We start from the raw sequence: 24,230 nt of genomic DNA, 5'->3' as shown, positions 1-24,230 counted from the left end.
CTCACGCCCCTCGAGCGCAGGCGAACGCGCTCAGCGGCCGCCGCCGTTCGAGCCGCCGAGCTGCAGCAGCGACCAGACGAGGAGGGCGACGCCGGCGACGGCGCTGAGGAGGTAGAGGAGCTCGACGCCGCGCTCGCGGGTGACGCCTGGTGAGGCCGACGCTGCGCCAGAAGCGGGCGGAGAAGCGCTGCGACCTCTGGAAGGCGGCGTACTCGACAGCGGCGACCACCACGCAGCCGGCGACCCAGCCCCAGTCACCCCAGAACAGCAGGGCGGCGACGACCGGTGCCGCGAGGAGGAGCAGGGCGACGAGCACGGTGACGAGGTACCCACGCCGAGACCGCACCGGCGGCCGCCTGCGACCCCTCTAGGGTGCGTGCGTGGACACGCGCACCTACGTCGTCAGCGGGGCCGCCTCGGGTATCGGCGCGGCGACCGCCGCGCTGCTGCGCGAGCAGGGCCACCGCGTGGTCACGGTCGACCTCCGCGACGCCGACGTGGTCGCCGACCTCTCGACGGCGCAGGGTCGGGGTGCCGCGGTCGCGGGGGTGCGCGAGCAGACCGACGTCGTGCACGGGGTGGTGCCGGCCGCCGGCATCGGCGGGTTCACTGGGACCGACCCGGCGCTGGTCGTGTCGGTCAACTTCTTCGGCGCTATCGCCCTGGTGGAGGGCCTGCGCGACCTGATGGCCGCCGCGGACGGCGCCGCCGTCGTGCTGCTGGCGTCGAACTCGATCACCGGCCAGCCCGGCTGGGCCGGTGACGTCGCGGTCGCGTGCCTGCGCGGCGACGAGGAGGCGGCCCGCGCGGCGGCCTCCGCGCACGAGGCGGTGATGGTCTACCCCGCCAGCAAGGCCGCGCTGGCGTGGTGGGCGCGGCGCGAGGGCGTCACCGAGGCGTGGATCGGCGCGGGCATCCGGCTCAACTCCGTGGCGCCCGGCAAGATCGCGACGGCCATGACCGAGCAGCTCGCCGCCGACCCGGTCTTCGGCCCGCTGTCGGAGGCCTACCCCTCAGCGGTAGGCCGCGACGGCCGGGCCGAGGAGATCGCCGCGCCGATCGCGTTCCTGCTCTCCGACGCCGCCTCGCTGGTCGTCGGCTCGGTGCTGTACGTCGACGGCGGGACCGACGCGATCCTCCACCCACTCGCACCAGAGGGATGGGAGGTCGGGCCACTCTAGTGGGGCACTGGGTGTGACCCGAGCGGGCCATGGGCGGGGGTGCGTTCACCCTTTAGGGTGGCGGCCGTGTCCGTCCGAGACCTCAGCGACCTCGAGCTCAAGGCGCTCGCCTTCGTCGACGAGCGGGAGCTCGTGCGCGACCTGGTGGGCCTGGTCGGCGTGCCGTCGGTCAGCGGCTCCGACGCGGAGTGCGAGGTGCAGCACCTGCTGGCCAAGCAGCTCAGCCACCTCGACCTCGACCTCGACCTGTGGCCGCTCGACCTGGCCGAGCTGACCGCCGACCCGGCGTTCCCGGGTTGGGAGGCCGAGCGCACCGAGGCGTGGGGCCTGGTCGCCAGCACGTCGTCCGGCGAGGAGGCCGGTCTGGTGCTCCAGGGCCACGTCGACGTCGTGCCACCCGGCGACCCGGCGCGCTGGTCGGGCGCGCCGTTCGTGCCGCGCGTGGTCGGCGGCCGGGTGCACGGCCGCGGCACCGTCGACATGAAGGCCGGCGTCGTCGCCAACCTCGCGGCGCTGCGCGCGGTGCGCGAGGCCGGCATCCCGCTGGCGCGGCCGGTCGCCCTGCACCTCGTCGTCGGCGAGGAGGACGGCGGGCTGGGCGCGTTCGCCACGCTCCGCCGCGGCCACCGCGGCGCCGCCTGCGTGATCTCAGAGCCGACCAGCGGCACCATCACGACCGCGAACGCCGGCGCCCTCACCTTCGAGATCGCGGTGCCCGGCGTGGCGACCCACGGCAGCACGTCGTACGCCGGCGTCAGCGCGATCGACGGCTACCTGCCCCTGCACGCCGCCCTGGCCGGCCTCGAGCTGGAACGCAACGCGGTGGTCGACCCGCTGATGGCCGAGTACCCGGTCGCCTACCCGCTCTCGGTCGGCAAGCTGCGCTGCGGCGACTGGGCCAGCAGCGTGCCCGACCTGCTCGTGGCCGAGGGGCGCCTCGGGGTCGCCGTCGGCGAGGACCCCGCCGACGCGCGCGTCGCGCTCGAGCAGGCCGTCGCCGCGGCGGCGGGCCGGGACGCGTTCCTCCGCGACCACCCGCCGGTGGTGACGTGGTCGGGTGGCCAGTTCGGCAGCGGGCGCTACGCCGGCGACGGCGGCGCGCTGCGCGACCTCGTGGGCGCGGCGCACGCCGACGTCACGGGTGGCCCGGCGCCGCGCGAGCGCGGTGCGCCGTACGGCAGCGACCTGAGGCTGTACGCCGAGGCCGGCATCCCGACCCTGCACTACGGCCCCGGCGACGTCCGCCTCGCGCACGGGCCCGACGAATCGGTGCCGGTCGACGAGCTGGTCACCGTGACTGAGGCGCTGGTGCTGACCATCCTGCGCACCTGCATCTGAGCGGGGGCCGGTCGGTCTGCGTCGAGTGACCCATCTGGCAGGTTTGGGAGCGCTCCACACCTGCGGATCAGGTCACTCGACGCGGAAAGGCGAGCTCAGAACAGCAGCGACGACGCAGGGTCCTCCACCATGCCGGCGACGTCGGCGAGGAAGCGCGAGCCGGACTCGCCGTCGATGTGCCGGTGGTCGAATGACAGGGCCAGCGTGGTCACGTGGCGCACCACGATCTCGTCGGTGCCACCCTCGGAGACCACCCACGGCTGCTTCCGGATCGCGCCGAAGCACAGGATCGCGGACTCGCCGGGGTTGATGATCGGCGTGCCGGCGTCGACGCCGAAGACGCCGACATTGGTGATCGTGAACGTGCCGCCGCTCATCTCGGCCGGCTGCGTCTTCCCCTCCCGGGCCACCGCAGTGAGGTCGCCGAGCGCGGCCGCCAGCTCGAGCAGGGAGAGGTCCTGGGCGTCCTTGATGTTGGGCACGACCAGGCCGCGCGGGGTGGCCGCGGCGATGCCGAGGTTGACGTAGCGCTTGAGCACGACCTCCTGGGCGGACTCGTCCCAGAACGAGTTGACCACCGGCGTGCGGCGCATCGCGAGCATCGCCGCCCGCGCGAGCACCAGCAACGGCGAGACCTTCACGTCGCGGAACTCGCGGCGGGTGCGCAGCCGCTCCACGAACTCCACGGTGCGGGTCGCGTCGACGGTCACCCACTCGGTGACGTGGGGCGCGCTGAACGCCGACTGCACCATCGCGCCGGCCATCATCTTGCGCACGCCCTTGATCGGCTCGCGCACCTCGCGCTCACCGGTCGAGGTCGACACCCCCGGGATCGAGTGGGCCGACGACGAGGTCTCCTCGACGTAGACGCCGGGGTAGGCCGCCTCGACGTCGCCGCGGGTGATCGTGCCGTTGGGACCGGTCGCCGTGATCGTCGCGAGGTCGACGCCGAGGTCCTTCGCGAGCTTGCGCACCGGCGGCTTGGCCAGCACGCGCAGCGCGGCCGGCTCGAGCGGCGCGGCGGACGACGCAGGCACCGCGGGCTCGGGCTCGGCGGCCTCGACCATGGGTGAGGCGAGACCGGTCTCGAACGACGCCTGCGCCTGGATGTGGGTGGCGAGCGTGCCGGACGACACCTTGCGCGGGCGGCGGGTCGGGCCGCGGTCGGCCTTCATGCGGCCGACCAGGCTCTCGCCCTCGCCCGACCCGGACGCCGCGGGGTTGGAGAGGTCGATCTCCATCTCGGGCTCGGGAGCGGCGGGAGCCGGCGCACCGGCGCCGGCCTCGGCGGGCGCGTCGGCTCCGATCGCGATGATCGGGGTGCCGACCGGGATCGTCTCGCCCTCAGGCGCGAGGATCGCCGAGACCACGCCGGCGTAGGGAGACGGCAGCTCGACGATCGACTTCGCGGTCTCGATCTCGCAGACGATGTCGTTGATCGCGACGGTGTCGCCGACCTTGACCTTCCAGGACACGATCTCGGCCTCGGTCAGGCCCTCGCCGACGTCGGGGAGGAGGTACTCAGGCATCTGTCAGGGCTCCTAGAAGGACAGGGTCCGGTCGACGGCGTCGAGCACCCGGTCGAGGTCGGGCAGCCACTCCTCCTCGATGCGCGAGGCGGGGTAGGGGGTGTCGAACCCGCCCACCCGCAGCACCGGCGCCTCGAGGTTGTAGAAGCACTGCTCGGTGATCCGGGCGGCGAGCTCGGCGCCCATGCCGAGGTTGACGTGCGCCTCGTGGACGACGACCGCGCGGCCGGTGCGCCGCACCGAGTCGAGCACCGGGCCCATGTCGAGCGGCGAGAGCGTGCGCAGGTCGATGACCTCGAGCGAGCGTCCCTCGCCGGAGGCCGCCTCGGCGGCCTTCATCGCGGTCTTCACCGTCGGGCCGTAGGCGAGCAGCGTGACGTCCTGGCCGGGGCGGACGACGCGCGAGGTGAACAGCGGCTCGGGCGTCGCGGTCTCGTCGAGCTCGGCCTTGTCGGCGTGGTACTGGCGCTTGGGCTCGAGGAAGATCACCGGGTCGTCGCACGCGATGGCCTGCTGGATCATCCAGTAGCCGTCGACGGGGTTGGAGCACGCGACCACCTTGAGGCCCGGGGTGTGCGCGAACTGCGCCTCCGGCGACTCGCTGTGGTGCTCGACCGCGCCGATGCCGCCGCCGAAGGGAATCCGGATGACGATCGGCATCTTGATCCGGCCCTTGGACCGGAAGTGGATCTTCGCGACCTGGCAGACGATCTGGTCGTAGGCCGGGTAGACGAAGCCGTCGAACTGGATCTCGACGACCGGACGGTAGCCGCGCATCGCCATGCCGACCGCGGTGCCGACGATGCCGGATTCCGCGAGCGGGCTGTCGATGACGCGGTCCTCGCCGAAGTCCTTCTGCAGGCCGTCGGTGATGCGGAAGACGCCGCCGAGCTTGCCGACGTCCTCGCCCATGACCAGCACCTTGGAGTCGGCCTCCATCGCCTGGCGCAGGCCCATGTTGAGGCCCTTGGCGAGGGTGATCTTCTGGGACTGCTCGCTCATGCGTGGCTCCCCTCAAAGCTGTCGAGGTACGCCGCGAACTCGTCGTGCTGCTCGCGCAGCTCGTCGGTGGTCTCGTCGTAGACGGCGTCGAAGATGTCGAGCGGCCGGGGGTCGGGCAGCGCCTTCACCCCGTCGCGCAGCCGGGCACCGAGGTCGTCGGCCTCGCCGGCGACCTCCCCGAAGAACGCCGAGTCGGCCAGGCCGTTGCGGCGCAGGTAGGCCTCGACCCGCGAGATCGGGTCCTTCAGCTTCCACGACTCGACGTCGCCGGAGAGCCGGTAGCGGGTCGGGTCGTCGGTCGTGGTGTGCGCGCCCATGCGGTAGGTGTAGGCCTCGACGAACGTCGGGCCCTGGCCGTCGCGGGCCCGCTGGAGCGCGGCCTGCGTCACGGCGTACGTCGCGAGCACGTCGTTGCCGTCGACGCGCACGCCCGGGAAGCCGAAGCCGAGCGCGCGCTGGTAGAGCGGGATGCGGGTCTGCCGCTCGATCGGCTCGGAGATCGCCCACTGGTTGTTCTGGCAGAAGAACACGACCGGGGCGTTGTAGGACGCCGCGAAGATGAACGCCTCGTTGACGTCGCCCTGGCTGGAGGCGCCGTCACCGAAGTGCGCGATCACCGCCGCGTCGCGCTCGGGGTCGCCGGTGCCGACCGCGCCGTCGCGCTGCATGCCCATGGCGTAGCCGGTGGCGTGCAGGGTCTGGGCGCCGATGACGATCGTGTAGAGGCCGAAGTTGTACTCCTCGGGGTCCCAGTCGCCGTGGTCGACGCCGCGGAACAGGCCGAGCAGCTTGAGCGGGTCGAGCCCGCGGCACCACGCGACGCCGTGCTCGCGGTAGGTCGGGAACACGAAGTCCTGGGGCCGCAGCGCGCGGCCGGCGCCGACCTGGGCCGCCTCCTGGCCGAGCAGCTGGGCCCAGATGCCGAGCTCGCCGTGGCGCTGCAGCGCGGTCGACTCGGTGTCGATGCGGCGCACCATGACCATGTCGCGGTAGAAGCCGCGCAGCTGCTCCGGCGTGAACTCCATGTCGAAGTCCGGGTGGTGGACCCGCTCGCCCTCGGGCGTGAGCAGCTGGATGAGCTCGGGGCCGCCGTCCTGCTGCGAGGGACCGAACACCTCCGCGAGATCGGGGCCGAAGCCACTGCCGGTCTGAGGGGGTGCGGGGGCAGCTGCGCTGTCCGTTGGGTCGCTCACGGGTCTCCTCGGGAGGTCACGGCCGGGTCGGGGTCTCCGCCACGGTGGGAGGTGTCCTGGTCACCGCGTCGCGGGGGTGGTGCGGGCTGTGAGCCGGGTCACGATCGTGCAGCGCCAATGTATCGGTGCAGGTCGGGAGTGCCCAACCCGGCGTTCGCACAGGGCGAGGCCCGCGCCCTGTCGGACGCGGGCCTCTGGTGTGCACCCTCGCGGGCGGGCGCTACAGCGCGGCTCCGATCGCGACGAACGCGGTGCAGAGCACGAGCAGGATCCCGATCAGCGGCAGCACGAACTTGAGGTACTGGTCGTAGCGGACCTTCGCCAGCGCGAGCCCGCCCATCACGACCGCCGAGGTGGGCGTGATCAGGTTCACGATGCCCGACGCCGACTGGTACGCCGTGATGACCATGGCCCGGGGGACGCCGGCGAAGTCGGCCAGCGGCGCGAGGATGGGCATCGCCAGCGCGGCGTGGCCCGAGGTCGACGGCACCAGGAACGCCAGCGGGATGTTCACCAGGAACATCGCGGCGCCGAACATGCCGTTCGAGGTGTCGCTGACGACGTTCTCCATCGAGTGGAGGATCGTCCCGGTGATCTCGGAGTTGTTCATGATCACGGTGACCCCGCGGGCCAGGACGATGATCAGGCCCACGCCGATGAAGTCGCCGGCGCCCCTGACCAGGGTGTCGGTCATGCCCTTCTCCCCCAGGCCGCCGACGAGGCCGACGACGAGGGCCATCACGACGAACAGCGCCGCGAGCTCGGGGAAGTACCAGTCGATCTGCCAGCCGTAGCTCGCCGCGTCCGGGCCGTTGACGACCTGCGCCCACGGCACGATCGCGAAGATCATGAACGCGAAGGTGACGCCGACGATCGACAGGACGGTCTTCTCCCGACCTGTGAGCGCGGCGGCCTCACGCAGTCCCTGGGCCCGCAGCTGGTCGTCGCCCTCGACGTCGCCGACCCGCGAGGCGGAGGGGTCGGCGTGCACCTTGCGGGCGTAGCGCAGCACCCACCAGACCCCCACCGGCACCAGGACGAGGTACATCAGGAAGCGGAAGCCGATGCCGTCACCGATGGAGACGCCGGCGGCGTCCGACGCGACGCCCGTGGCGAACGGGTTGACCGTCGAGGCGAGGACGCCGACGCCCGCGCCGATGAGGATGGTCGCCGCGGCGACGAGCCGGTCGTAGCCGAGCGCGAGCATCAGCGGGATGAGCAGCGCGTAGAAGCCGAGGGTCTCCTCGGCCATGCCCTCGGTGGTGCCGCCGACGGAGAAGAGCACCATCAAAACGGCGATGAGGACGGTGCCCCGCCCGCTCATCCGGGTGGCGATCCGGGCGACGCCGTTGTCGATGGCGCCGGTCTTCATGGCCATGGTGATGAACGCGCCGATGGCGAGCACGAACAGGAAGACGCCGGCGGCGCCGTAGAGCTCGCCGGACTCGTAGGGACCGATGAACCCGTCGGTGTTCATCACGCCGTAGAGCCCGTTGATCGGGGCCAGGAACAGGTCCATGAGCCGGTCGCCGAACGAGAGCGCGCTGTCGGTGCCCTCGTAGCTGCCCGGCACGGGCGCGCCCGACTCCGGGTCGGTGGCGTACTTGCCGGTCGGGACGACGAACGCGAGGACCCAGACGGCGATCGTCACCGCGAACAGGACGGTGAAGGCGCTGGGGAACCGGAACGAGCGCGGGGTCCTGGACGGCCGGGTTGCGGCGTCGCGCCGACCCTGCGGCGGCGAGGTGGTGGTGTGAGCGGCCATGACGGCCCCCTTCTGACGAGTTGGTTCTGCTGCTTCCAAGCAACCAGTTGCGGGGTGCCGCGAGAGGTGCCCCGAGCCACCTCTCGGGAGGACCTTCGGCCCTCCGCTGCGCCGGGCAGCGGGGCAAGGCTGGAGCCAACTCCGAACAGAGCGAGGAAACATGACACTGCACGTGGACTCGGAGGTCGGCCGCCTGCGGCAGGCGATCCTCCACCGGCCCGATCTCGAGCTGAAGCGGCTCACGCCGACCAACCACGACGAGTACCTCTTCGACGACGTGCTCTGGGTCAAGCACGCGAAGCAGGAGCACGACGCGTTCGCCGAGACGCTGCGCGACCAGGGCGTGCGCGTGCACCTGCTGCACGAGCTGCTCGCCGAGACCGTCACCATCCCCGAGGCGCGCCAGTACGTCCTCGACAAGACCTTCGACGAGCGCGTCTACGGCCCGATGGCCCTCGATGCCCTCCACGCCGTCTTCAGCGGTCTCCCCGACGACGACCTCGCGACCTACCTCATCGGCGGCATGACCAAGCGCGAGCTGCTCGAGCGGGCGCCCGAGCCCGCGTCGGTGGTCGTCCAAGCGCTCGCGCTCGACGACCTGCTGCTGCCCCCGCTGCCCAACCACCTGTTCACGCGCGACACCTCCGCCTGGATCTTCGACGGGGTGTCGGTCAACTCGATGCGCAAGCGCGCCCGGATGCGCGAGACGATCCACTACGAGGCGATCTACCGCTGGCACCCCGCCTTCGCCGATGCCGACTTCCGCCGCTGGTCCGACGGATCCGCGAGCGGGATGGCGACGACCGAGGGCGGCGACATGCTCGTCCTCGGTCGCGGCTCCGTGCTCGTCGGCATGAGCGAGCGCACCACCCCGCAGGGGGTCGAGCGGCTCGCGCGCCGGCTCTTCGACGCCGGCAGCGCACAGCGGATCGTGGCGCTGTCGATGCCGCAGAAGCGCGCGTTCATGCACCTCGACACCGTGATGACCATGGTCGACGAGGAGACCTTCACCAAGTACGTCGGCCTCGGGATGCTGCCGTCGTACACGATCGAGCCGGGCGACACCGAGAAGGAGCTCAAGGTCACGCCCCACCCGGCCGAGCGGATGCACGACGCGATCGCCGCCGCCCTCGGGCTGTCGTCGATCAAGGTCCTCACCGCCACCCAGGACGTGCACGCGGCCGAGCGTGAGCAGTGGGACGACGGCTGCAACGTGCTCGCCGTGCGGCCCGGCGTCGTCGTGGCCTACGAGCGCAACGTCACCACCAACACCTACCTCCGCCGGAACGGCGTCGAGGTGATCACCATCCAGGGCAACGAGCTCGGACGGGGCCGCGGCGGTCCGCGGTGCATGACCTGCCCGATCGAGCGAGAAGGGATCTGACCGGCATGGCCTTCAACCTGCGCAACCGCAGCTTCGTCAAGGAGCTCGACTTCTCCCCGAAGGAGTGGCGCTTCCTCCTCGACCTCGCCGCCGACCTCAAGGCGGCGAAGTACGCCGGCTCCGAGCAGCCGCGGCTGACCGGCAAGAACATCGCGCTGATCTTCGAGAAGACCTCGACCCGCACCCGGTGTGCCTTCGAGGTCGCGGCGTTCGACCAGGGCGCCCGGGTGACCTACCTCGACCCGAGCGGGTCGCAGATCGGCCACAAGGAGTCGATGGCGGACACCGCGCGCGTGCTCGGCCGGATGTACGACGGCATCGAGTACCGCGGATCCGCACAGGCCAACGTCGAGACGCTCGCGGAGCACGCCGGCGTGCCGGTGTGGAACGGGCTGACCGACGAGTGGCACCCGACCCAGATGCTCTGCGACATGCTGACGATGCGCGAGCACTGCGACAAGCACGACGGCGAGATCGCGTTCGCCTACCTCGGCGACGCCCGCAACAACGTCGGCAACTCGCTCCTGGTCGCGGGCGCGATGATGGGGATGGACGTCCGCATCGTGGCGCCGAGGTCGCTCTGGAACCACGCCGACGTGATCACGAAGGCGCTCGAGATCGCCACCGCGACGGGCGCCCGGATCACGCACACCGAGGACCTCGAGGAGGGTGTGCGCGGCGTGGACTTCCTCTACACCGACGTCTGGGTGTCGATGGGCGAGCCCGCCGAGACGTGGGACCAGCGCATCGAGCTGCTCGCGCCGTACCAGGTGAACATGAGCGTGGTGAAGGCGACCGGGAACCCCACGGTCAAGTTCATGCACTGCCTGCCGGCCTTCCACGACCGCCACACGAAGGTCGGGGAGGACCTGTTCCAGAGGACTGGGATGGATGCCCTCGAGGTCACCGACGAGGTCTTCGAGTCACCGCACTCGATCGTCTTCGACCAGGCCGAGAACCGCATGCACACCATCAAGGCCGTGCTCGTCGCCACCCTGGGCGCCTGAGGTGCGCGTCGTCGTCGCGCTGGGCGGCAACGCCCTGCTGCAGCGCGGCCAGAAGCCGGACGCCGAGGTCCAGGAGGCCAACGTCGCCCGCGCGGTCGCCGCGCTCGCGCCCATCGCGCACGAGCACGAGCTCGTGGTCACGCACGGCAACGGCCCGCAGGTCGGTGTGCTGGCGCTGCAGAGCGCCTCCGACCCGCACCTGAGCACGCCGTACCCGTTCGACGTGCTGGGCGCCCAGACCCAGGGCATGATCGGCTACTGGCTGCTGCAGGCGATGCAGAACAACCTGCCCCACCGCCAGGTCGCCGCGATCATCAACCAGACGCTGGTCGAGGCCGCCGACCCCGCGTTCGACGACCCCACGAAGTTCGTCGGTGAGGTCTACACGCAGGACGAGGCCACCCGGCTGGCGGCGGAGCGGGGCTGGGTGGTCAAGCCGGACGGCGCCGGCTGGCGCCGGGTCGTCGGGTCACCCCGCCCGCAGCGCGTGGTCGAGACGCGGCTGATCCGGCTGCTCCTGGAGAGCGGCGCGGTGGTCGTGTGCGCCGGCGGCGGCGGAGTCCCCGTCATCCGCGACCCCGCGGGCCGGTTGCGCGGCGTCGAGGCCGTCGTCGACAAGGACCTCACCAGCGCCGTGCTGGCCGAGGCGCTGGACGCCGACGTGCTCATGGTGCTCACCGACGTCCCGGCGGTCATGGAGGGCTTCGGCACCCCGGAGCAGCGGCCGGTGCGCGCCGCGACGCCCGCCGGACTCAGGGCCCTCGAGCCACCGGCGGGGTCGATGGGGCCGAAGGTCGATGCGGTGTGCCGCTTCGTCGAGCTCACCGGCGGTGTCGCGGCCATCGGCTCGCTGGACGACGCCGCCGCGATCCTGCACGGCCAGGCCGGGACGATCATCACGCCGGACGGGCACTTCGACGGCGGGGCCGCTCGGCGGTCGGTGCGGCCGCGGTCGCTCAGCGCGTAGCCGGCGCGGCGGCGCCGCTCGCGTCGCTCGACGCGACGATCGAGGTGACCACGCCCGGGAACGCCTCTTCGAGGTCGGCCAGCCGCAGGCGCTGGTGGGTCTGGCCGCCGACCGTGAGGCGCTCGGTCACGCCGGCCTCGCGCAGCACCTTGAAGTGGTGGCTAGCGGTGGACTTGCTGACGGAGTCGTAGAGGTCGGCGCAGGCGACCGGCGCGCCCTCGGCGGCGAGCCGGCGCACCATCTCGAGGCGCACCGGGTCGGACAGCGCCTCCAGCACCTCGCGCAGGGTGCCCATCGGGCTGATAGCGGGCAGCTGCTCCACGCCCTCTCCTCTCCTCCTCCGGGATCGCTGTGGCGGGGATCACCGGAAAACAAGTTCGACATCCATCGAACCGAGCGTACTGTGGCACAGGTTCGATGCACTTCGAACTTAGCACGCAGGAGGAACCATGAGCACCGTCACCAGCCAGCTCGCCAGCCGATTCGCCAGCCAGGCCCCCGCCACCCGAGCCGGCACCGCGACCACGTCGCGGGCGTCCGAGACCTCCGGGCAGACGTGGGCCTACCCGCTGCTCATCACCCTCCTCGCGGTCTCCCTCGGCGTCTCGAGCGCACCAGCACCGCTCTACGGCCTGTACGCCGAGCGCTGGGGCCTCGCCCCGATCACCACGACCCTGGTGTTCGCGGCCTACGTCCTCGGCGCGCTCGGCGCGGTGCTGGTCGCTGGCCAGGTCTCCGACCGCTTCGGTCGCAAGCCGCTGCTCGTGGGTGCGGCGGTCGGGATGCTCGTCGGGCTCGTGGCGTTCATGACCGCCTCGGGGCTGCCCGCGCTCTTCGTCGGCCGGACGATCCACGGCGCCGCGGTCGGCACCGCCGTTGTGGTCGGCAGCGCCGCGCTGCTGGACCTGCGACCCGAGCACGGAGCGCGCACCGGCCACCTGACCGGCGTGGTGTTCAACGTCGGCATCGCCGCGACGATCCTCGGCGCCGCCCTGCTCGCGCAGTTCGGGCCCGACCCGCTCGTGACGCCGTACGCCGTCGTCGCCGCGCTTGTGCTCGCCCTGCTGCTCGGGGTCCTGGCGATGGCCGAGCCGCACGCCGCGCGCGGCAGCACGCCGCTGCGCATCGCCCGGCCGTCGGTGCCGTCGTCGGTGAGCGCGGACTTCCGCTTCGCCGTGCTGGGCGTGATGGCGTCGTGGTCGGTGCTCGGTGTCTACCTGTCGCTGTTCCCGAGCTTCGCCGGCCAGTCGACCCACATCCACAGCCTGGTCTTCGGCGGGGTCGTCGTCGCCTCGATGGCGGGCTCGGCCGCGGTGAGCCAGTGGTTCGGCGGCCGGATCGCGGCCCGGCGCGCCGCGGTCGTCGGCGACTTCGGCACCGCCGCCGCCCTGCTGCTGAGCGTGGCGGCTCTCGACACCGGCCACGCCTCGGTCGTGCTCGGCGCCGCGGTGTTCATGGGGCTGACGTTCGGGCTCGCGTTCGGCGGCTCCCTGCGCCACCTGGGCCAGGCGGTGCCCGCCGGGCACCGCGGCGAGGTGATGTCGGCGTTCTACCTGCTCGCCTACAGCGCGATGGCGGTGCCCACGATCCTGGCCGGGTGGGCGGCCACCGAGTGGAGCCTGGCCGCGATCTTCCCGTGGTTCTCGCTCGCGACCGCGCTCGCCTGCCTCACCGCCGGGGTCCTCGGCGTGCGCTCGTCGGCAGCAGTCCCCGCCGTCGCCTAGTGGACCTCGCCGAGGTCCTCGTGCTCGCGGTGGGTGACGGGCTCGACCTGGAACGTCGCGTGGTGCACGTCGAAGTGCTCGGCCACGCACCTGCTCAGCTCGTCGAGCGTGGCGCCGACGCCGCGCTCGGCGAGGCAGGCGTCGGTCACGGTGACGTGGGCCGACAGTGACGGGATGCCGCTGGTGATCGTCCACGCGTGCAGGTCGTGGACGTCGGTGACGCCGGGCACCCCCAGGAGGTGCTCGCGCACGTCGTCGAGGTCGATGCCGCGCGGCGCGATCTCGAGCAGCACCACGGTCGCGTCGCGCGCGAGCGCGAACGACCTCGGCAGGATCAGCACGGCGATGAGCAGCGTCGCGACGGGGTCGGCGCGCGTGAACCCCGTGGTCCAGATGACGACGCCGGCGACCACCGCGAGCAGTGACCCGAGCAGGTCGGCGAGCACCTCGTTGACGGCGCCGCGCATGTTGAGCGAGCCGTGCTCGGCGCGCGACAGGACCCCCATCGAGATGCCGTTGGCGACCAGGCCGACGGCTGCGAACGCGACCATCGGCCCGGCGTCCACGTGCTCCGGCGACGACAGCCGGGTGACGCCGGCGTAGACCAGGTAGCCGCACACGACGAGCAGGACCACCGCGTTGACCAGCGCGGCGAGCACCTCGGCGCGGTGCAGGCCGAACGTCGACCGCGGCCCGCCCTTCAGCGTGGCGACGTACGACGCCCCGAGCGCGAGCACGACCGCGGCTGCGTCGGTGGCCAGGTGCCCCGCGTCGGCCAGCAGCGCGAGGGAACCGGTGACCCGCCACCCGACCACCTCGAGCACGAGCACGCAGACGGTGACACCGAGCACGATCCGCAGCCGGCCGCGGTCCTGCGCGCGACCCGCGGCGTGCCCGTGGTCGTGTCCCATGGCCTCAAGGCTAGGGCTGGTGCCTCCCCATCGCCCCGGGCCGGGGTAGTCCGTGACGAACGGGCCCCTGTCGTCCACAAGCAGGGGCCCGAACGTCACGGACTACCCCCCGCCCGGCACCGCCACCGGCTCGGTCCAGCCGGACAGGTCCGGGCCGCGCGGGACGATCCCGGTGGGGTTGATGCCGCTGTGCACGAGGTAGTAGTGCTGCTTGATCTGGTCGAAGTCGACGGTGTCGCCGAAGCCGGCGAGCTGGAACACCTCACGCGCGTAGCGCCACAGTGACGGCAGCTCCGTCAGCTTCTGGCGGTTGCACTTGAAGTGGCCGTGGTAGACCGCGTCGAAGCGCACCAGCGTGGTGAACAACCGGACGTCGGCCTCGGTCACCGCCTCGCCCATGAGGAACCGTCGCGTGCCCAGTCGCTCCTCGAGCCAGTCGAGTGCCACCCACAGCCGGTCGTACGCCGCGTCGTAGGCCTCCTGCGAGCTGGCGAAGCCGCAGCGGTAGACGCCGTTGTTGACCTCGGTGTAGACGCGCTCCATGACCTCCTCCATCTCCTCGCGGAGGTCGGTCGGCCACAGGTCCGGCGCGTCGGGGCGGTGGTGCTCGCGCCACTCGTGGAACAGGTCGTGGGTGATCCACGGGAAGTCGTTGGTGACCACCTGGCCGGTCGGGACGTCGACCATGGCCGGGACGGTGATGCCCTTGTCGTAGGCGGGGAAGCGCGCGAAGTAGGCCTGCTGGAGCCGCTCGATGCCGAGCACGGGGTCGACGCCGCCGGGGTCGAGGTCGAAGGTCCAGCTCCGCACGTCGTGGGTCGGGCCGCACAGGCCGAGCGAGATCACGTCCTGAAGCCCGAGCAGCTCGCGCACGACGATCGCCCGGCTGGCCCAGGGGCACGCGCGCGCCGCCACGAGCCGGTAACGACCGGGCTCGACGGGCCACAGCCGGACGTCGGCCGGCCCGTGCTCGGGCGTCCGGCCGCCGGCGGTGATCCGGTCGGAGACGTAGTCGGTGTCGCGCTGGAACTCGCCGCCGGTCTCCTTGCTGTCGTCCTCGTTCACGGGGCGGCGGTACCCCGAGCCCCGACGCCGGCGTCGCGGCACGCGAGCGCCCTGCGGGAAATCAATCGCAAAGACCTGTTTGCAAACGGTCCTTTGCAGTCGTAGCGTGTCCTCCGTGGACACCACCTCGATCACCCCGAGCCCGCAGCAGCTGAAGGCCCTGACCCATCCCACCCGGTTGCGCATGCTCGGCATGCTGCGCGTCGACGGCCCGGCCACGGCCACGGCGCTCGCCGCCCGGCTCGGCCTCAACACCGGTGCGACGTCCTACCACCTGCGCCAGCTCGCCCAGCACGGCTTCGTCGTCGACGACCCGTCGCAGGGCAACGGCCGCGAGCGGTGGTGGAAGGCCGCCCACCGCTCGACGACCACCGAGGTGAGCGCCATCGAGGACCCCGAGGCGCGCGAGACCACCGAGGCCTATCTCCAGTCCGTCGCGGTGGTCATGACCGAGCTGCTGCAGCGGGCCATCGAGGAGCTGCCACTGGTCCCGCCGGAGTGGGGTGACGCCTCGACCTTCAGCGACTGGGTCGTCAAGCTGACCCCCGGGCGGGCCAGGGCCCTGGTCGACGCCGTGGTGGCGGCGATCGAGTCCGAGGATCCCGACGAGGAGTCGCCGGACGCCGAGGACTTCGTGATCCAGGTGGCGGCCTACCCCTACCCCGGCCGCGTGGGCGGTGCGTCGTGAGGCGGTCGCTCTACGGCTGGCTCGCCGCCGCGGGCATCTCGCTGGTCGGCACCCGCGTCTCGATGATCGCGCTGCCGTTCTTCGTGCTCACCACGACGGGCAGTCCGGAGAAGACCGGCCTGGTCGCCGTCGCGGAGATGCTGCCCCTGGTGGTGCTCAAGGTCCTCGGCGGACCGATCATCGACCGGCTCGGCCCGCGCCGGGTCGCCCTCACCTGCGACTGGGCGTCGCTCTTCGTGGTGGGCCTGATCCCGCTGTGCCACGAGGCGGGCCACCTGTCCTTCGCCGGCTTCCTCGCGCTCGTCGCGGTCGCCGGGGCGCTCCGCGGCCCGGGCGACGCCGCGAAGCACGCCATGACGCCGGCACTGGCCGCCTCGGCCGGGGTCTCGCTCGAGCGCGCCACCGGCCTGAGCTCGACCGTCGAGCGGACCGCCTCGATGATGGGCGCCGCCCTCGCGGGCGCGCTCGTGGCGGTGATCGGGCCGGCCAACGCCCTGGTCGTCGACGCGGCGTCGTTCGGCCTCGCGGCGCTGCTGCTGGGCTGGGCCGTCCCGCGCCAGTCCGCCACCCGCACGGTGTCCCCCACGTCCGGGGGCGAGCCCGACGCGGACGCGGGGGACGACGACGCCGAGCCCGGGTCCTACCTCGACCAGCTCCGCGAGGGCTGGCGGTTCCTCCGCGGCGACCGGATCCTCGTCGGCATCACGGTGATGGTCGCGCTCACGAACCTCCTCGACCTGGCGTGGTCGGCGGTGCTGGTCCCCGTCTGGGGCGTCGAGCAGGGTGGCGGCGCGGCGGCGGTCGGGCTGCTGTTCGCGACGTTCTCGGGCGCCTCGGCGATCGGCTCGCTGCTCGCCGCGGCGTACGCCGAGCGGCTGCCGCGCTACGCGACCTACCTCGTCTGCTTCCTCGTGACCGGCCTCCCCCGCTACGCGGTGATGGCGTTCGACACCCCGCTCTGGGGCGTCCTCGCGCTCGCGGTCGGCGCCGGCTTCGCGTCGGGCTTCCTCAACCCGATCCTGGGCGCGGTGATCTACGAGCGGGTGCCCGCGCACCTGCTGGGCCGGGTCAGCTCGCTGTCAGACGCGGCGTGCTTCGCCCTGATGCCGCTGGGCGGCCTGGTCGGCGGGTTCCTCGTCGGCGGCGCCGGGCTGGGCGTGGCGATGATGTCGTGCGGCGTGGCGTACTTCTTCGTGACCATGTTCCCCGCGGTCGACCGCCGGTGGCGCGAGATCGACCGCCGGCCGGACCCAACCGACCAGCGACACGCCCCGTCCTACAGCTGAAGTGTTCAGCGCACGACCGGAGGACCCGATGAAGCCACGTTCTGCCTTCGCGACCCTGACTGCGCTCGCCGCGGCCACCGCGAGTCTCCTCGCCGCCGCACCCGCCGAGGCCGCCGGCCCGGCAGCTGCGCGAACCACGATCACGCTGCTGCACAGCGGCAAGTTCCGCGTGGTCTCGGCCGGGGAGGCGCCACGCGGCGCCGCGGTCTACCTCCAGGACCGCTTCAACCGGCACCAGGTCTGGTCGACGGTGAAGGTCGGCCGCGCGTCGAAGCGCGGGACGTTCCGGCTGGTCACGACCACGCGCCGCAGCGGCGGAAGCTACCGCACCTGCGTCGCCCGCCCCGGCCGCGACGCGTGCACCCGCGGCGCCCGACCCGCAGTGGTCAAGCGGACGGGGAAGGTCACGCTGCTGACCACGCCGTCCGTCTTGACGCCGCTGGGCCAGCAGGTCGTCGGCGGCGAGGTCACCGGGTGGCTGCGCGACCAGCCGCTCCACCTGCAGTACCGCCACCCGGCGACACACAAGTGGACCTCGGTCGACGAGCAGAGCGTCGTGCTCCAGCGCCTCGCCGGCCCGAGCGGCTTCACGAGCCAGCCGTTCTCCGGCATCGGCGTCGGCGCGCTCGGGCTTCGGCTGCGGGTCACCACCGAGGGCGACAGGTTCCACGCGGAGGGGCGCTCGGCGCCGTTCACCGCGGACTCCTACCGCGACATCCCCTTGTCCGAGCTGCCGGTCGTGTCAGGTTCGCTCGACCACAAGGACAACGTCGTGGTCGAGCCGAGCTTCTACGTCAGCACCTACTCGCAGGGCACGGCTCCGTCCGGGTCCGGCCCGACCAACACCGCGGTCCTCTCGCTCGGCGAACACTGCTCGGCCGTGGTGGGTGGCGTGACCAACGATCACGGCATCTTCCAGTACCCCACTGCCGACTTCACGGCGTCCGTCGCGCTCGACGGCGTCACGGTCTTCTCGCACGCGTCGATGAGCGACCCGTTCGAGTTCAACCTCCCGGTGACGACGCAGCACCAGCTCTCGCTCACCGCTTCCTACGACCCCGCGACGCACTGGCTACGGCCCTGGTTCGTCAGGAACCTGAGCCCCAACGGCATCCCGGCGGCCGACCACGCGTCCGCTGTCTGTGCCCACTGACCGCACTCAACGCGGCCCGGCCACCCGGTCAGCCAGCGCGTCCAGCCGCGACAGCTCGTCGTCGGTGAGGCTGACGTCGAGCGCGCCGACGTTCTGCTCGAGGTAAGCGACCCGCTTGGTGCCGGGGATCGGTACGACGTCCGGTCCCTGCGCGTGCACCCAGGCCAGCGCCACCTGGCCGGGGAGGGCGTCCTGCGCCCGCGCGACCTCCGCGACCTCGTCGACGAGAGCCTCGTTGGCCGAGCGGTTGTCGCCGGTGAAGCGCGCGAGCGTCCCGCGGACGTCGCCCTCGGCGAAGGTGTGGCCGGCGAGGGCTCCGGTCAGGAAGCCGCGACCCAGCGGCGAGAACGGCACCAGCCCGATGCCGAGCCGCCGCGCCGTCGGGACCACGTCGGCCTCGAGCCCGCGGGTCCACAGCGACCACTCGCTCTGCAGGGCGGTGACCGGGTGCGTCGCGTGCGCGCGCTCGAGCTCGTCGGCCGTCACCTCCGAGACCCCGACGTGGCGGACCTTCCCGGCCTCGACGAGCCCGGCCATCGCGCCGATCGACTCCTCGATCGGCGTCTCCGGGTCGACGCGGTGCAGGTAGTAGAGGTCGATGCGGTCGGTGCCGAGCCTGGCCAGCGACTCGTCGCAGCGGCGGCGCACCTCGTCGGGCTTCGCGCTGAGGGTGAACCTCCGGGCCGAGGTCGCGGGCGCGGTGACGTCGATGCCGCCGATGCCCATCTTGGTGGCCAGGGTGACCTCGTCGCGGTGCTCGGCGAGCACCCTCGCGAGCAGCGTCTCGTTGGCGCCGAAGCCTCCCGCCCCGGTGGCGCCGTAGACGTTCGCGGTGTCCCAGAACGTCACGCCGAGCTCGAGGGCCCGGTGCAGCGTCGCGATCGACGAGGCCTCGTCGGCCTCGCCGTACGACTGGCTCATGCCCATGCAGCCGAGGCCCTGCACCGAGACGGTGAGGCCCTGTCCTCCGCGGGTCGTCCCGAGTGTCCGTGTCTCCATCCCGCCAACCTAGGAACTGGAGTGCGCTCCAGCGCAAGGAAGTAAAGGATGGGCCGCATGCCCGATGCCTCGACCCTCCTGCTGTTCGCCGGCGCCAGCCTGGCGCTGCTCGTGATCCCCGGCCCCGCCGTGCTGTTCCTCGTCACGCGCAGCGTCGACCAGGGCCGCCGCGCGGGCCTGGTCTCGATGCTCGGGGTCGAGACCGGCACCTTCGCCTACGCGGTGGCGGCCGCCGTCGGGCTGACCGGGCTCATCGCCGCCTCCGAGCTCGGCTTCACGGTGGTGAAGTACGCCGGCGCGGCGTACCTCTGCTACCTCGGCGTCCGCAAGCTGCTCGAGCCCGCCGACGCCGCGGTCCCGACCGGGCCGGCCCGGCGCTCGCGACTCTTCCTCGACGGCCTGCTGGTGCAGCTGCTGAACCCGAAGATCGCGGTGTTCTTCCTGGCCTTCCTGCCCCAGTTCGTGGACCCGTCGCGAGGGCACGTGGTCGTCCAGACGCTGCTGCTCGGCACGGTGTTCACGCTGCTGGCCGTGCTGAGCGACGGCGCCTGCGCGCTGCTGGCCGGCACGCTCGGCGGCTGGCTCCGCAGCCCGGGCCGGCGCCGCAGGCTCAACCGGGTCAGCGGCACCATCTACCTCGGCCTCGGCGTCACCGCCGCGCTCACGGGCCGGCCGGCCAGGGCCTGACCCCGGTCAGCGCGGGAAGGAGGCGGCCAGCCGGAGGAGCCGGTCGTTGGCCTCGTCCTCGCCGACCGACACGCGTGCGCCCTCGCCCGCGAACGGCCGCACGACGATGCCGAGCTCGTCGGCGGCCGCGGCGAACTCCGCGGTCCGCTCCCCCAGCTCGAACCACACGAAGTTGCCCTGTGGCTCGGGGACGTCCCAGCCCGCCTCGCGCAGGCCGGCGGTGACGCGCGCCCGCTCGGCGACCAGCGCGTCCACCCTCTCGAGCAGCGCGGGCTCGGCCTCGAGCGAGGCGATGGCCGCGGCCTGGGCGACCCCGGAGACGCCGAACGGCAGCGACACCGCACGCAGCGCCGTCGCGACGGCCTCGTGCGCCACGGCGTACCCCACCCGGAAGCCCGCGAGGCCATAGGCCTTCGAGAACGTGCGGAACAGCACGACGTTGGGGTGCGCCCGGTAGGTCGCGACGCCGTCGACCCTGTCGTCCATGCGGACGAACTCGACGTACGCCTCGTCGACGACGACGAGGACCTCCTCGGGCACCCGCGCGATCAGCGCGTCGAGCTCGGTCTGGGTGACCGAGGGCCCGGTCGGGTTGTTGGGGGTGCAGACCATGACGCAGCGCGTGCGCGGGCCGATCGCCGCGACCATCGCGTCGAGGTCGTGGCGCCCGTCCGCGGTGACAGGCACCGGCACCGAGGTGGCGGCCGCGGCGGCGATCGCGATCGGGTAGGCCTCGAACGAGCGCCACGCGTGCACGACCTCGTCGCCGGGCTCGCAGAACGCGTTGAGCAGCTGGTAGATCAGCGCGACCGAACCGGTCGCCACCGCGAGGTCGCCGACCGGCACCCGGAGCCGGGCGGACAGGGCGTCGTAGAGGGCGGCGCTGCCCATGTCGGGGTAGCGGTTCATCACCTCGACCGCGCGGTGCGCGGCCTCGACCACGCCCGGCAACGGCGGGTAGGGGTTCTCGTTGGAGGAGAGCTTGTACGACGTCATCCCCGGGCGCACCGTGGGCGGCTTGCCGGCGACGTAGGCGGGGATCGCCGCGACGTTGCGGCGAGGCTGCGGACCGGTCACCGACCCAACCTAGTCGTGCGTCTCCCCGACCGGTTCGGAGACCTCACGTCACACCGTGACGCCCCACGTCACGCCTCCCGGGTGACAGCACCACCACCTACCCGAGGAGGAACCGATGCCCAGTGCATCCCGCTCGACCACCCCGGTCGGGATCGACATGGACGTGATCGAGGGCCGCTACGCCGAGCTCGACGACCACACCGTCTCGTTCGAGACCTTCAAGCAGGACCTCGACGTGGCGCCGTACTTCCGCGGCCTGCCCGGCGACGCCTGCACGTGCCTGCACCTCGGCTACGTCACCGCCGGTCAGATCACCTTCCGCTGGCCCGACCACGAGGAGACCTACGTCGAGGGCGACGCGTACGTCGCGCCCCCCGGCCACCGGCCACTGATCGCCGCCGGCACCTCCACTGTCGAGTTCAGCCCGACCGCCGACCTCCAGGAGGTCATGGCGACGATCGGCCGCAACATCGAGGCGATGGCGGCGACCTCGTGACCGCGGTCCACGAGGCGGCCGGCGTCGGTGCAGTCGAGGGCGGCATGGCCGACCTCGCCGACGCGCTCGTCGCCTGGCTGGAGACCGGCGTACGTCCCGACGCGATGTTCGCCGAGGACGTCTTCGCCGACCTCACCGTCCCGCACTGGCGGCTCCAGGCCGAGGGCGTCGAGGGCGCGTTCGGCCTGCGGGAGGACAACCACCCGCAGCGAGGAGCCGTCCGGGTCGAGGCGTTCGACCGCACCTCGCGCGGGTTCCTGGTCCAGCTCGAGGAGCGGTGGGAGGCCGAGGGCCAGCAGTGGTACTGCCGCGAGCTGATGCACTGCGTCGTCACCGACGGCTGGATCAGCGAGCTCGTCATCTACTGCACGGGCGACTGGGACGAGGCCGTCCAGCGCCGGCACGCGGAGCAGGTGCGGCTGGTCCGGCCCTGACCGTAGCCTCACGACGATGGCGAACGACGCGGCCTCGGCGTCGTCGCTGCTGGCCCGGGCCGAGGTGGCCTGGGCCGGCGGCGACGGCGAGGCCGCCATGGCCTTCTACGGTCGCGCAGCCGACCTCGCCGAGGCCGACGGCGACCTCGGCACCCGCGTCGCCGCGGTGCTCGGTCTCGCCCGTGGCCAGGCCTTCAACCTCACCCCCGGGCTGCTCCCGGTGCGGCTGCACACGGCGTACGACGCAACGACCGAGCCCGCCCCACGCGCCCGGCTGGCCGCCGCCCTGGCGCGGTGCTGGTCCTACGCCAACGAGCCGGTCCGGGCGCGGCCCTTCGCGCTCGAGGCGCTGGACCTCGCCGACGGGCTCGACGACCCGCTGCTGGTCGCCGACGCGCTCGACGCCGCGCTGGCGGCGCACTGGGGGCCGGACGAGCTGGCCAGGCGGCGCGACTGGGCCGTGCGCCTCGACGACGCCGCCGCCCACCTGCGCGACCCCGACGCCCGGCTGCAGGCCCAGCTGTGGGGACTGACCGTGGCCTGGGAGGTCCTCGACCTGCCCCGGATGCACCGGTGCATGCGGGCCGTCGAGCTGCTGGCCGAGGAGTCGCCGAAGGCGCGGTTCTTCGCCGCGAGCCGCCGGCTGCCGCTCGAGCTGCTGCGCGGCAACCTCGGCGTCGCGCCGCTGCTCGTCGACTCCGCCGAGCGCGCCGCCGCGGAGGCGGTGATCCCCGACGTGGAGGGCGTGCTGCACAGCATGCGCGGCTACTCGGCCCTCACCGCCGGCGACGTGGCCACCTGCGCCGAGGAGGCCGGGGCCTTCGAGGCGTACGCCACGACCCACGGCGTGAGCACGGTCCGCGCCGAGGCCGCGACGATGTGGCTCGGCGCCCAGCGGCTCGACAAGGTGGCCGAGATGATCGGCGCATTCACGCGCGACGTCCTCGCGGGCCTGCCTCGCGACGCCGACTGGCTGCTCACGATGCAGTGCCTGCTGGAGGGCGCGCTGGGGGTGGGTGACCGCGACCTGGCTGCGGCGCTGGTCGAGCAGCTCGCGCCGTACGCCGGGCGCTCGGTCGTGAACGCCGGAGCGGTGATGTGGCACGGCGTCACCGACGACACGCTGGCCCGAGCCCACGCGCTGCTGGGCGACGCCGACGCGGCGGCCCGGCACCGCGCGGCGGCGCTCGCGACCTACGAACGGGTCGGCGCCCGCTGGTGGCGCGACCGGCTGGCCGGCGCCCTCGCCTCGCCGGCGGAGGACCGCAGCGAGCCCGTCGTGCACCTGCACGAGCAGCCCGGCGGCCTCTGGCTGGTCGGGCGCGAGGGCGCGACGTTCGTGCTGCCGCGCATGCGCGGCCTCGCGCACCTGCACCGGCTGCTCAGCGAGCCCGGACGCGACGTGCCGGCGACGGCGCTCGTCGGCGCCGAGGTGGTGGAGCAGCCGGGTCTCGAGCACCTCGACGAGGCGGCCCGGCACGCCTACCGCGCCCGGCTCGAACAGCTCGACCCGGACCGCCCCGCCGACGACGAGGAGCGCACCTGGCTGCTGGAGCAGCTCGGTGCGGCCACCGGGCTGGCCGGCCGCCGTCGCACCACCGGCTCGACCGACGAGCGCGCCCGGGTGGCGGTCCGCAAGGCGATCGTCGGCGCGCTGGCGCGGGTCGCCGAGACCGACCCGTGGCTGGGCCGCCACCTCCACGACCGGGTGCACACCGGCCTGGAGTGCCGCTACGAGCCCGACCCGGACCACCCGGTGCGCTGGCTGCTCAGGGGCTAGCGCGCAGCCGCCACGGCCGCACGACCGGCAGCAGCGCGATGCCGACCAGCGCACCGATCACCGCGCCGGTGACGTTGTCGATGATGTCGGTGACGTCGCACGCGCGGTCGATGCGCGCCGCCGCGAGCTGGGTGAGCTCGATGAGCGTGGAGTACGCCGCGAGCGCCGCCAGGCCGACCGGAACCGTGGCCCAGGCCCAGCGGCAGCGGGCCGCCACGAGCACCAGCAGCGCACCCGAGGGCGCGAACACCACGCCGTTGAGCAGCCGCTGCCCGCCGGGGAAGATCCAGAAGCCGTCGGGCGCCGGCCCGCCGATGTCCCACGAGCAGGTGGTCAGCCGGCCCTCGGCGGACACGATCCCGGGTGCGCCGTTCGCGGGGATCAGCGTGAGCACCGCGATGACCACGAGCGACCACAGCAGCAGCCCCGCGAGCACCGACCACATCCAGCCGAAGCGCCGCGCCAGGCCGGCCGTCACGACCGCGCAGACCAGCCCGGCGACCGCGATCAGGGCGAGCATGAAGCCCACGCCGCCGTAGGGGAACATGGCTCAGACGCTACGGC

Annotated in this window: 23 protein-coding genes; 13 read left to right on the top strand and 10 right to left on the bottom strand. The window is 72.8% G+C overall.

Annotated features, from left to right (window positions below; translation table 11 throughout):
* The first annotated feature begins 380 nt into the window (after positions 1 to 380).
* Positions 381 to 1,181, top strand: coding sequence for an SDR family oxidoreductase (locus tag G514_RS0100220; RefSeq protein ID WP_028650127.1), 801 nt, complete (start codon positions 381 to 383; stop codon positions 1,179 to 1,181).
* 66 nt (positions 1,182 to 1,247) lie between these two features.
* The gene (locus G514_RS0100215) at positions 1,248 to 2,519 is read left to right on the top strand and encodes an ArgE/DapE family deacylase (RefSeq protein ID WP_036563216.1); all 1,272 of its coding nucleotides are present in this window, start codon (positions 1,248 to 1,250) and stop codon (positions 2,517 to 2,519) included.
* Between the two features lie 95 nt (positions 2,520 to 2,614).
* On the opposite strand, the gene G514_RS0100210 is transcribed toward G514_RS0100215, so the two are convergent.
* The 4 genes from G514_RS0100210 to G514_RS23920 all read right to left on the bottom strand — a co-directional run bounded on the left by G514_RS0100210 (position 2,615) and on the right by G514_RS23920 (position 8,008).
* A complete protein-coding gene (locus G514_RS0100210; protein ID WP_028650125.1) occupies positions 2,615 to 4,048 on the bottom strand; it encodes a dihydrolipoamide acetyltransferase family protein in 1,434 nt (477 codons plus the stop codon).
* A 12-nt stretch (positions 4,049 to 4,060) separates the two neighbouring features.
* Entirely contained in the window at positions 4,061 to 5,050 is a 990-nt protein-coding gene (locus G514_RS0100205) for an alpha-ketoacid dehydrogenase subunit beta (protein WP_028650124.1), read from the bottom strand.
* A complete protein-coding gene (gene pdhA / locus G514_RS23925; RefSeq protein ID WP_036563152.1) occupies positions 5,047 to 6,165 on the bottom strand; it encodes a pyruvate dehydrogenase (acetyl-transferring) E1 component subunit alpha in 1,119 nt (372 codons plus the stop codon). Before pdhA ends, G514_RS0100205 begins: the two co-directional genes overlap by 4 nt.
* 298 nt (positions 6,166 to 6,463) lie before the next feature.
* Positions 6,464 to 8,008 (bottom strand): YfcC family protein, encoded by a 1,545-nt coding sequence (locus G514_RS23920; RefSeq protein ID WP_051246312.1) that lies wholly within the window; start codon positions 8,006 to 8,008, stop codon positions 6,464 to 6,466.
* 160 nt (positions 8,009 to 8,168) lie between these two features.
* Between G514_RS23920 and G514_RS0100190 the strand changes: the two genes are divergently transcribed.
* From G514_RS0100190 to arcC, 3 genes are read left to right on the top strand one after another with little or no spacing between them, the layout of a single operon-like run.
* The gene (locus G514_RS0100190) at positions 8,169 to 9,392 is read left to right on the top strand and encodes an arginine deiminase (RefSeq protein WP_028650123.1); all 1,224 of its coding nucleotides are present in this window, start codon (positions 8,169 to 8,171) and stop codon (positions 9,390 to 9,392) included.
* 5 nt (positions 9,393 to 9,397) lie between these two features.
* On the top strand, positions 9,398 to 10,399 hold the full coding sequence (gene argF / locus G514_RS0100185) for an ornithine carbamoyltransferase (RefSeq protein ID WP_028650122.1): 1,002 nt from the start codon (positions 9,398 to 9,400) through the stop codon (positions 10,397 to 10,399).
* A 1-nt stretch (position 10,400) separates the two neighbouring features.
* Positions 10,401 to 11,366, top strand: a complete 966-nt coding sequence (gene arcC / locus G514_RS23915; RefSeq protein WP_051246311.1) for a carbamate kinase — start codon at positions 10,401 to 10,403, stop codon at positions 11,364 to 11,366.
* On the opposite strand, the gene G514_RS0100175 is transcribed toward arcC, so the two are convergent.
* Positions 11,356 to 11,688: an ArsR/SmtB family transcription factor gene (locus tag G514_RS0100175; RefSeq protein WP_245582050.1), complete on the bottom strand. Its 333-nt coding sequence runs from the start codon at positions 11,686 to 11,688 to the stop codon at positions 11,356 to 11,358. The genes arcC and G514_RS0100175 overlap by 11 nt on opposite strands.
* Before the next feature lie 127 nt (positions 11,689 to 11,815).
* On the opposite strand from G514_RS0100175, the gene G514_RS23910 reads away from it, so the two are divergent.
* Positions 11,816 to 13,090, top strand: coding sequence for an MFS transporter (locus tag G514_RS23910; protein ID WP_084151668.1), 1,275 nt, complete (start codon positions 11,816 to 11,818; stop codon positions 13,088 to 13,090).
* Here G514_RS23910 and G514_RS0100165 read toward each other — a convergent pair.
* The gene (locus G514_RS0100165) at positions 13,087 to 14,001 is read right to left on the bottom strand and encodes a cation diffusion facilitator family transporter (protein WP_028650120.1); all 915 of its coding nucleotides are present in this window, start codon (positions 13,999 to 14,001) and stop codon (positions 13,087 to 13,089) included. The genes G514_RS23910 and G514_RS0100165 overlap by 4 nt on opposite strands.
* 102 nt (positions 14,002 to 14,103) lie before the next feature.
* Complete coding sequence (locus G514_RS23905; protein WP_036563151.1) at positions 14,104 to 15,066, bottom strand: glutathione S-transferase C-terminal domain-containing protein; 963 nt, start codon at positions 15,064 to 15,066, stop codon at positions 14,104 to 14,106.
* A 115-nt stretch (positions 15,067 to 15,181) separates the two neighbouring features.
* Between G514_RS23905 and G514_RS0100155 the strand changes: the two genes are divergently transcribed.
* From G514_RS0100155 to G514_RS0100145, 3 genes are read left to right on the top strand one after another with little or no spacing between them, the layout of a single operon-like run.
* Complete coding sequence (locus G514_RS0100155; RefSeq protein WP_051246310.1) at positions 15,182 to 15,754, top strand: ArsR/SmtB family transcription factor; 573 nt, start codon at positions 15,182 to 15,184, stop codon at positions 15,752 to 15,754.
* A complete protein-coding gene (locus tag G514_RS0100150; RefSeq protein WP_028650118.1) occupies positions 15,751 to 17,040 on the top strand; it encodes an MFS transporter in 1,290 nt (429 codons plus the stop codon). The genes G514_RS0100155 and G514_RS0100150 overlap by 4 nt, the downstream gene beginning before the upstream one ends.
* A gap of 28 nt (positions 17,041 to 17,068) precedes the next feature.
* Positions 17,069 to 18,193 (top strand): hypothetical protein, encoded by a 1,125-nt coding sequence (locus G514_RS0100145; RefSeq protein ID WP_028650117.1) that lies wholly within the window; start codon positions 17,069 to 17,071, stop codon positions 18,191 to 18,193.
* 6 nt (positions 18,194 to 18,199) lie between these two features.
* Here the strand turns inward: G514_RS0100145 and G514_RS0100140 are convergent, their stop codons facing one another.
* Positions 18,200 to 19,192 carry an aldo/keto reductase gene (locus G514_RS0100140; RefSeq protein WP_028650116.1) on the bottom strand — a complete coding sequence of 331 codons (993 nt, stop codon included), beginning with the start codon at positions 19,190 to 19,192 and terminating at the stop codon, positions 18,200 to 18,202.
* 57 nt (positions 19,193 to 19,249) lie between these two features.
* On the opposite strand from G514_RS0100140, the gene G514_RS0100135 reads away from it, so the two are divergent.
* A complete protein-coding gene (locus G514_RS0100135; RefSeq protein WP_157544516.1) occupies positions 19,250 to 19,879 on the top strand; it encodes a LysE family translocator in 630 nt (209 codons plus the stop codon).
* A gap of 6 nt (positions 19,880 to 19,885) precedes the next feature.
* Here G514_RS0100135 and hisC read toward each other — a convergent pair whose 3' ends face one another.
* Positions 19,886 to 20,956, bottom strand: coding sequence for a histidinol-phosphate transaminase (hisC, locus tag G514_RS0100130; RefSeq protein ID WP_028650114.1), 1,071 nt, complete (start codon positions 20,954 to 20,956; stop codon positions 19,886 to 19,888).
* Positions 20,957 to 21,071: 115 nt separating this feature from the next.
* Here hisC and G514_RS0100125 point away from each other — a divergent pair, with 115 nt between their 5' ends.
* From G514_RS0100125 to G514_RS0100115, 3 genes are read left to right on the top strand one after another with little or no spacing between them, the layout of a single operon-like run.
* Entirely contained in the window at positions 21,072 to 21,452 is a 381-nt protein-coding gene (locus G514_RS0100125; protein WP_028650113.1) for a cupin domain-containing protein, read from the top strand.
* Complete coding sequence (locus tag G514_RS0100120; RefSeq protein ID WP_028650112.1) at positions 21,449 to 21,886, top strand: hypothetical protein; 438 nt, start codon at positions 21,449 to 21,451, stop codon at positions 21,884 to 21,886. Before G514_RS0100125 ends, G514_RS0100120 begins: the two co-directional genes overlap by 4 nt.
* Positions 21,887 to 21,902: 16 nt before the next feature.
* On the top strand, positions 21,903 to 23,666 hold the full coding sequence (locus G514_RS0100115; RefSeq protein WP_028650111.1) for an ATP-binding protein: 1,764 nt from the start codon (positions 21,903 to 21,905) through the stop codon (positions 23,664 to 23,666).
* On the opposite strand, the gene G514_RS0100110 is transcribed toward G514_RS0100115, so the two are convergent.
* A complete protein-coding gene (locus tag G514_RS0100110; RefSeq protein WP_028650110.1) occupies positions 23,656 to 24,213 on the bottom strand; it encodes a VanZ family protein in 558 nt (185 codons plus the stop codon). The genes G514_RS0100115 and G514_RS0100110 overlap by 11 nt on opposite strands.
* Between the last annotated feature and the right edge of the window lie 17 nt (positions 24,214 to 24,230).

Source organism: Nocardioides halotolerans DSM 19273 (assembly GCF_000422805.1).
GTDB classification, from domain to species: domain Bacteria; phylum Actinomycetota; class Actinomycetes; order Propionibacteriales; family Nocardioidaceae; genus Nocardioides; species Nocardioides halotolerans.
The sequence above is the reverse complement of the archived record's forward strand: the minus strand, read 5'-3'. Positions and strand labels throughout refer to the sequence as shown.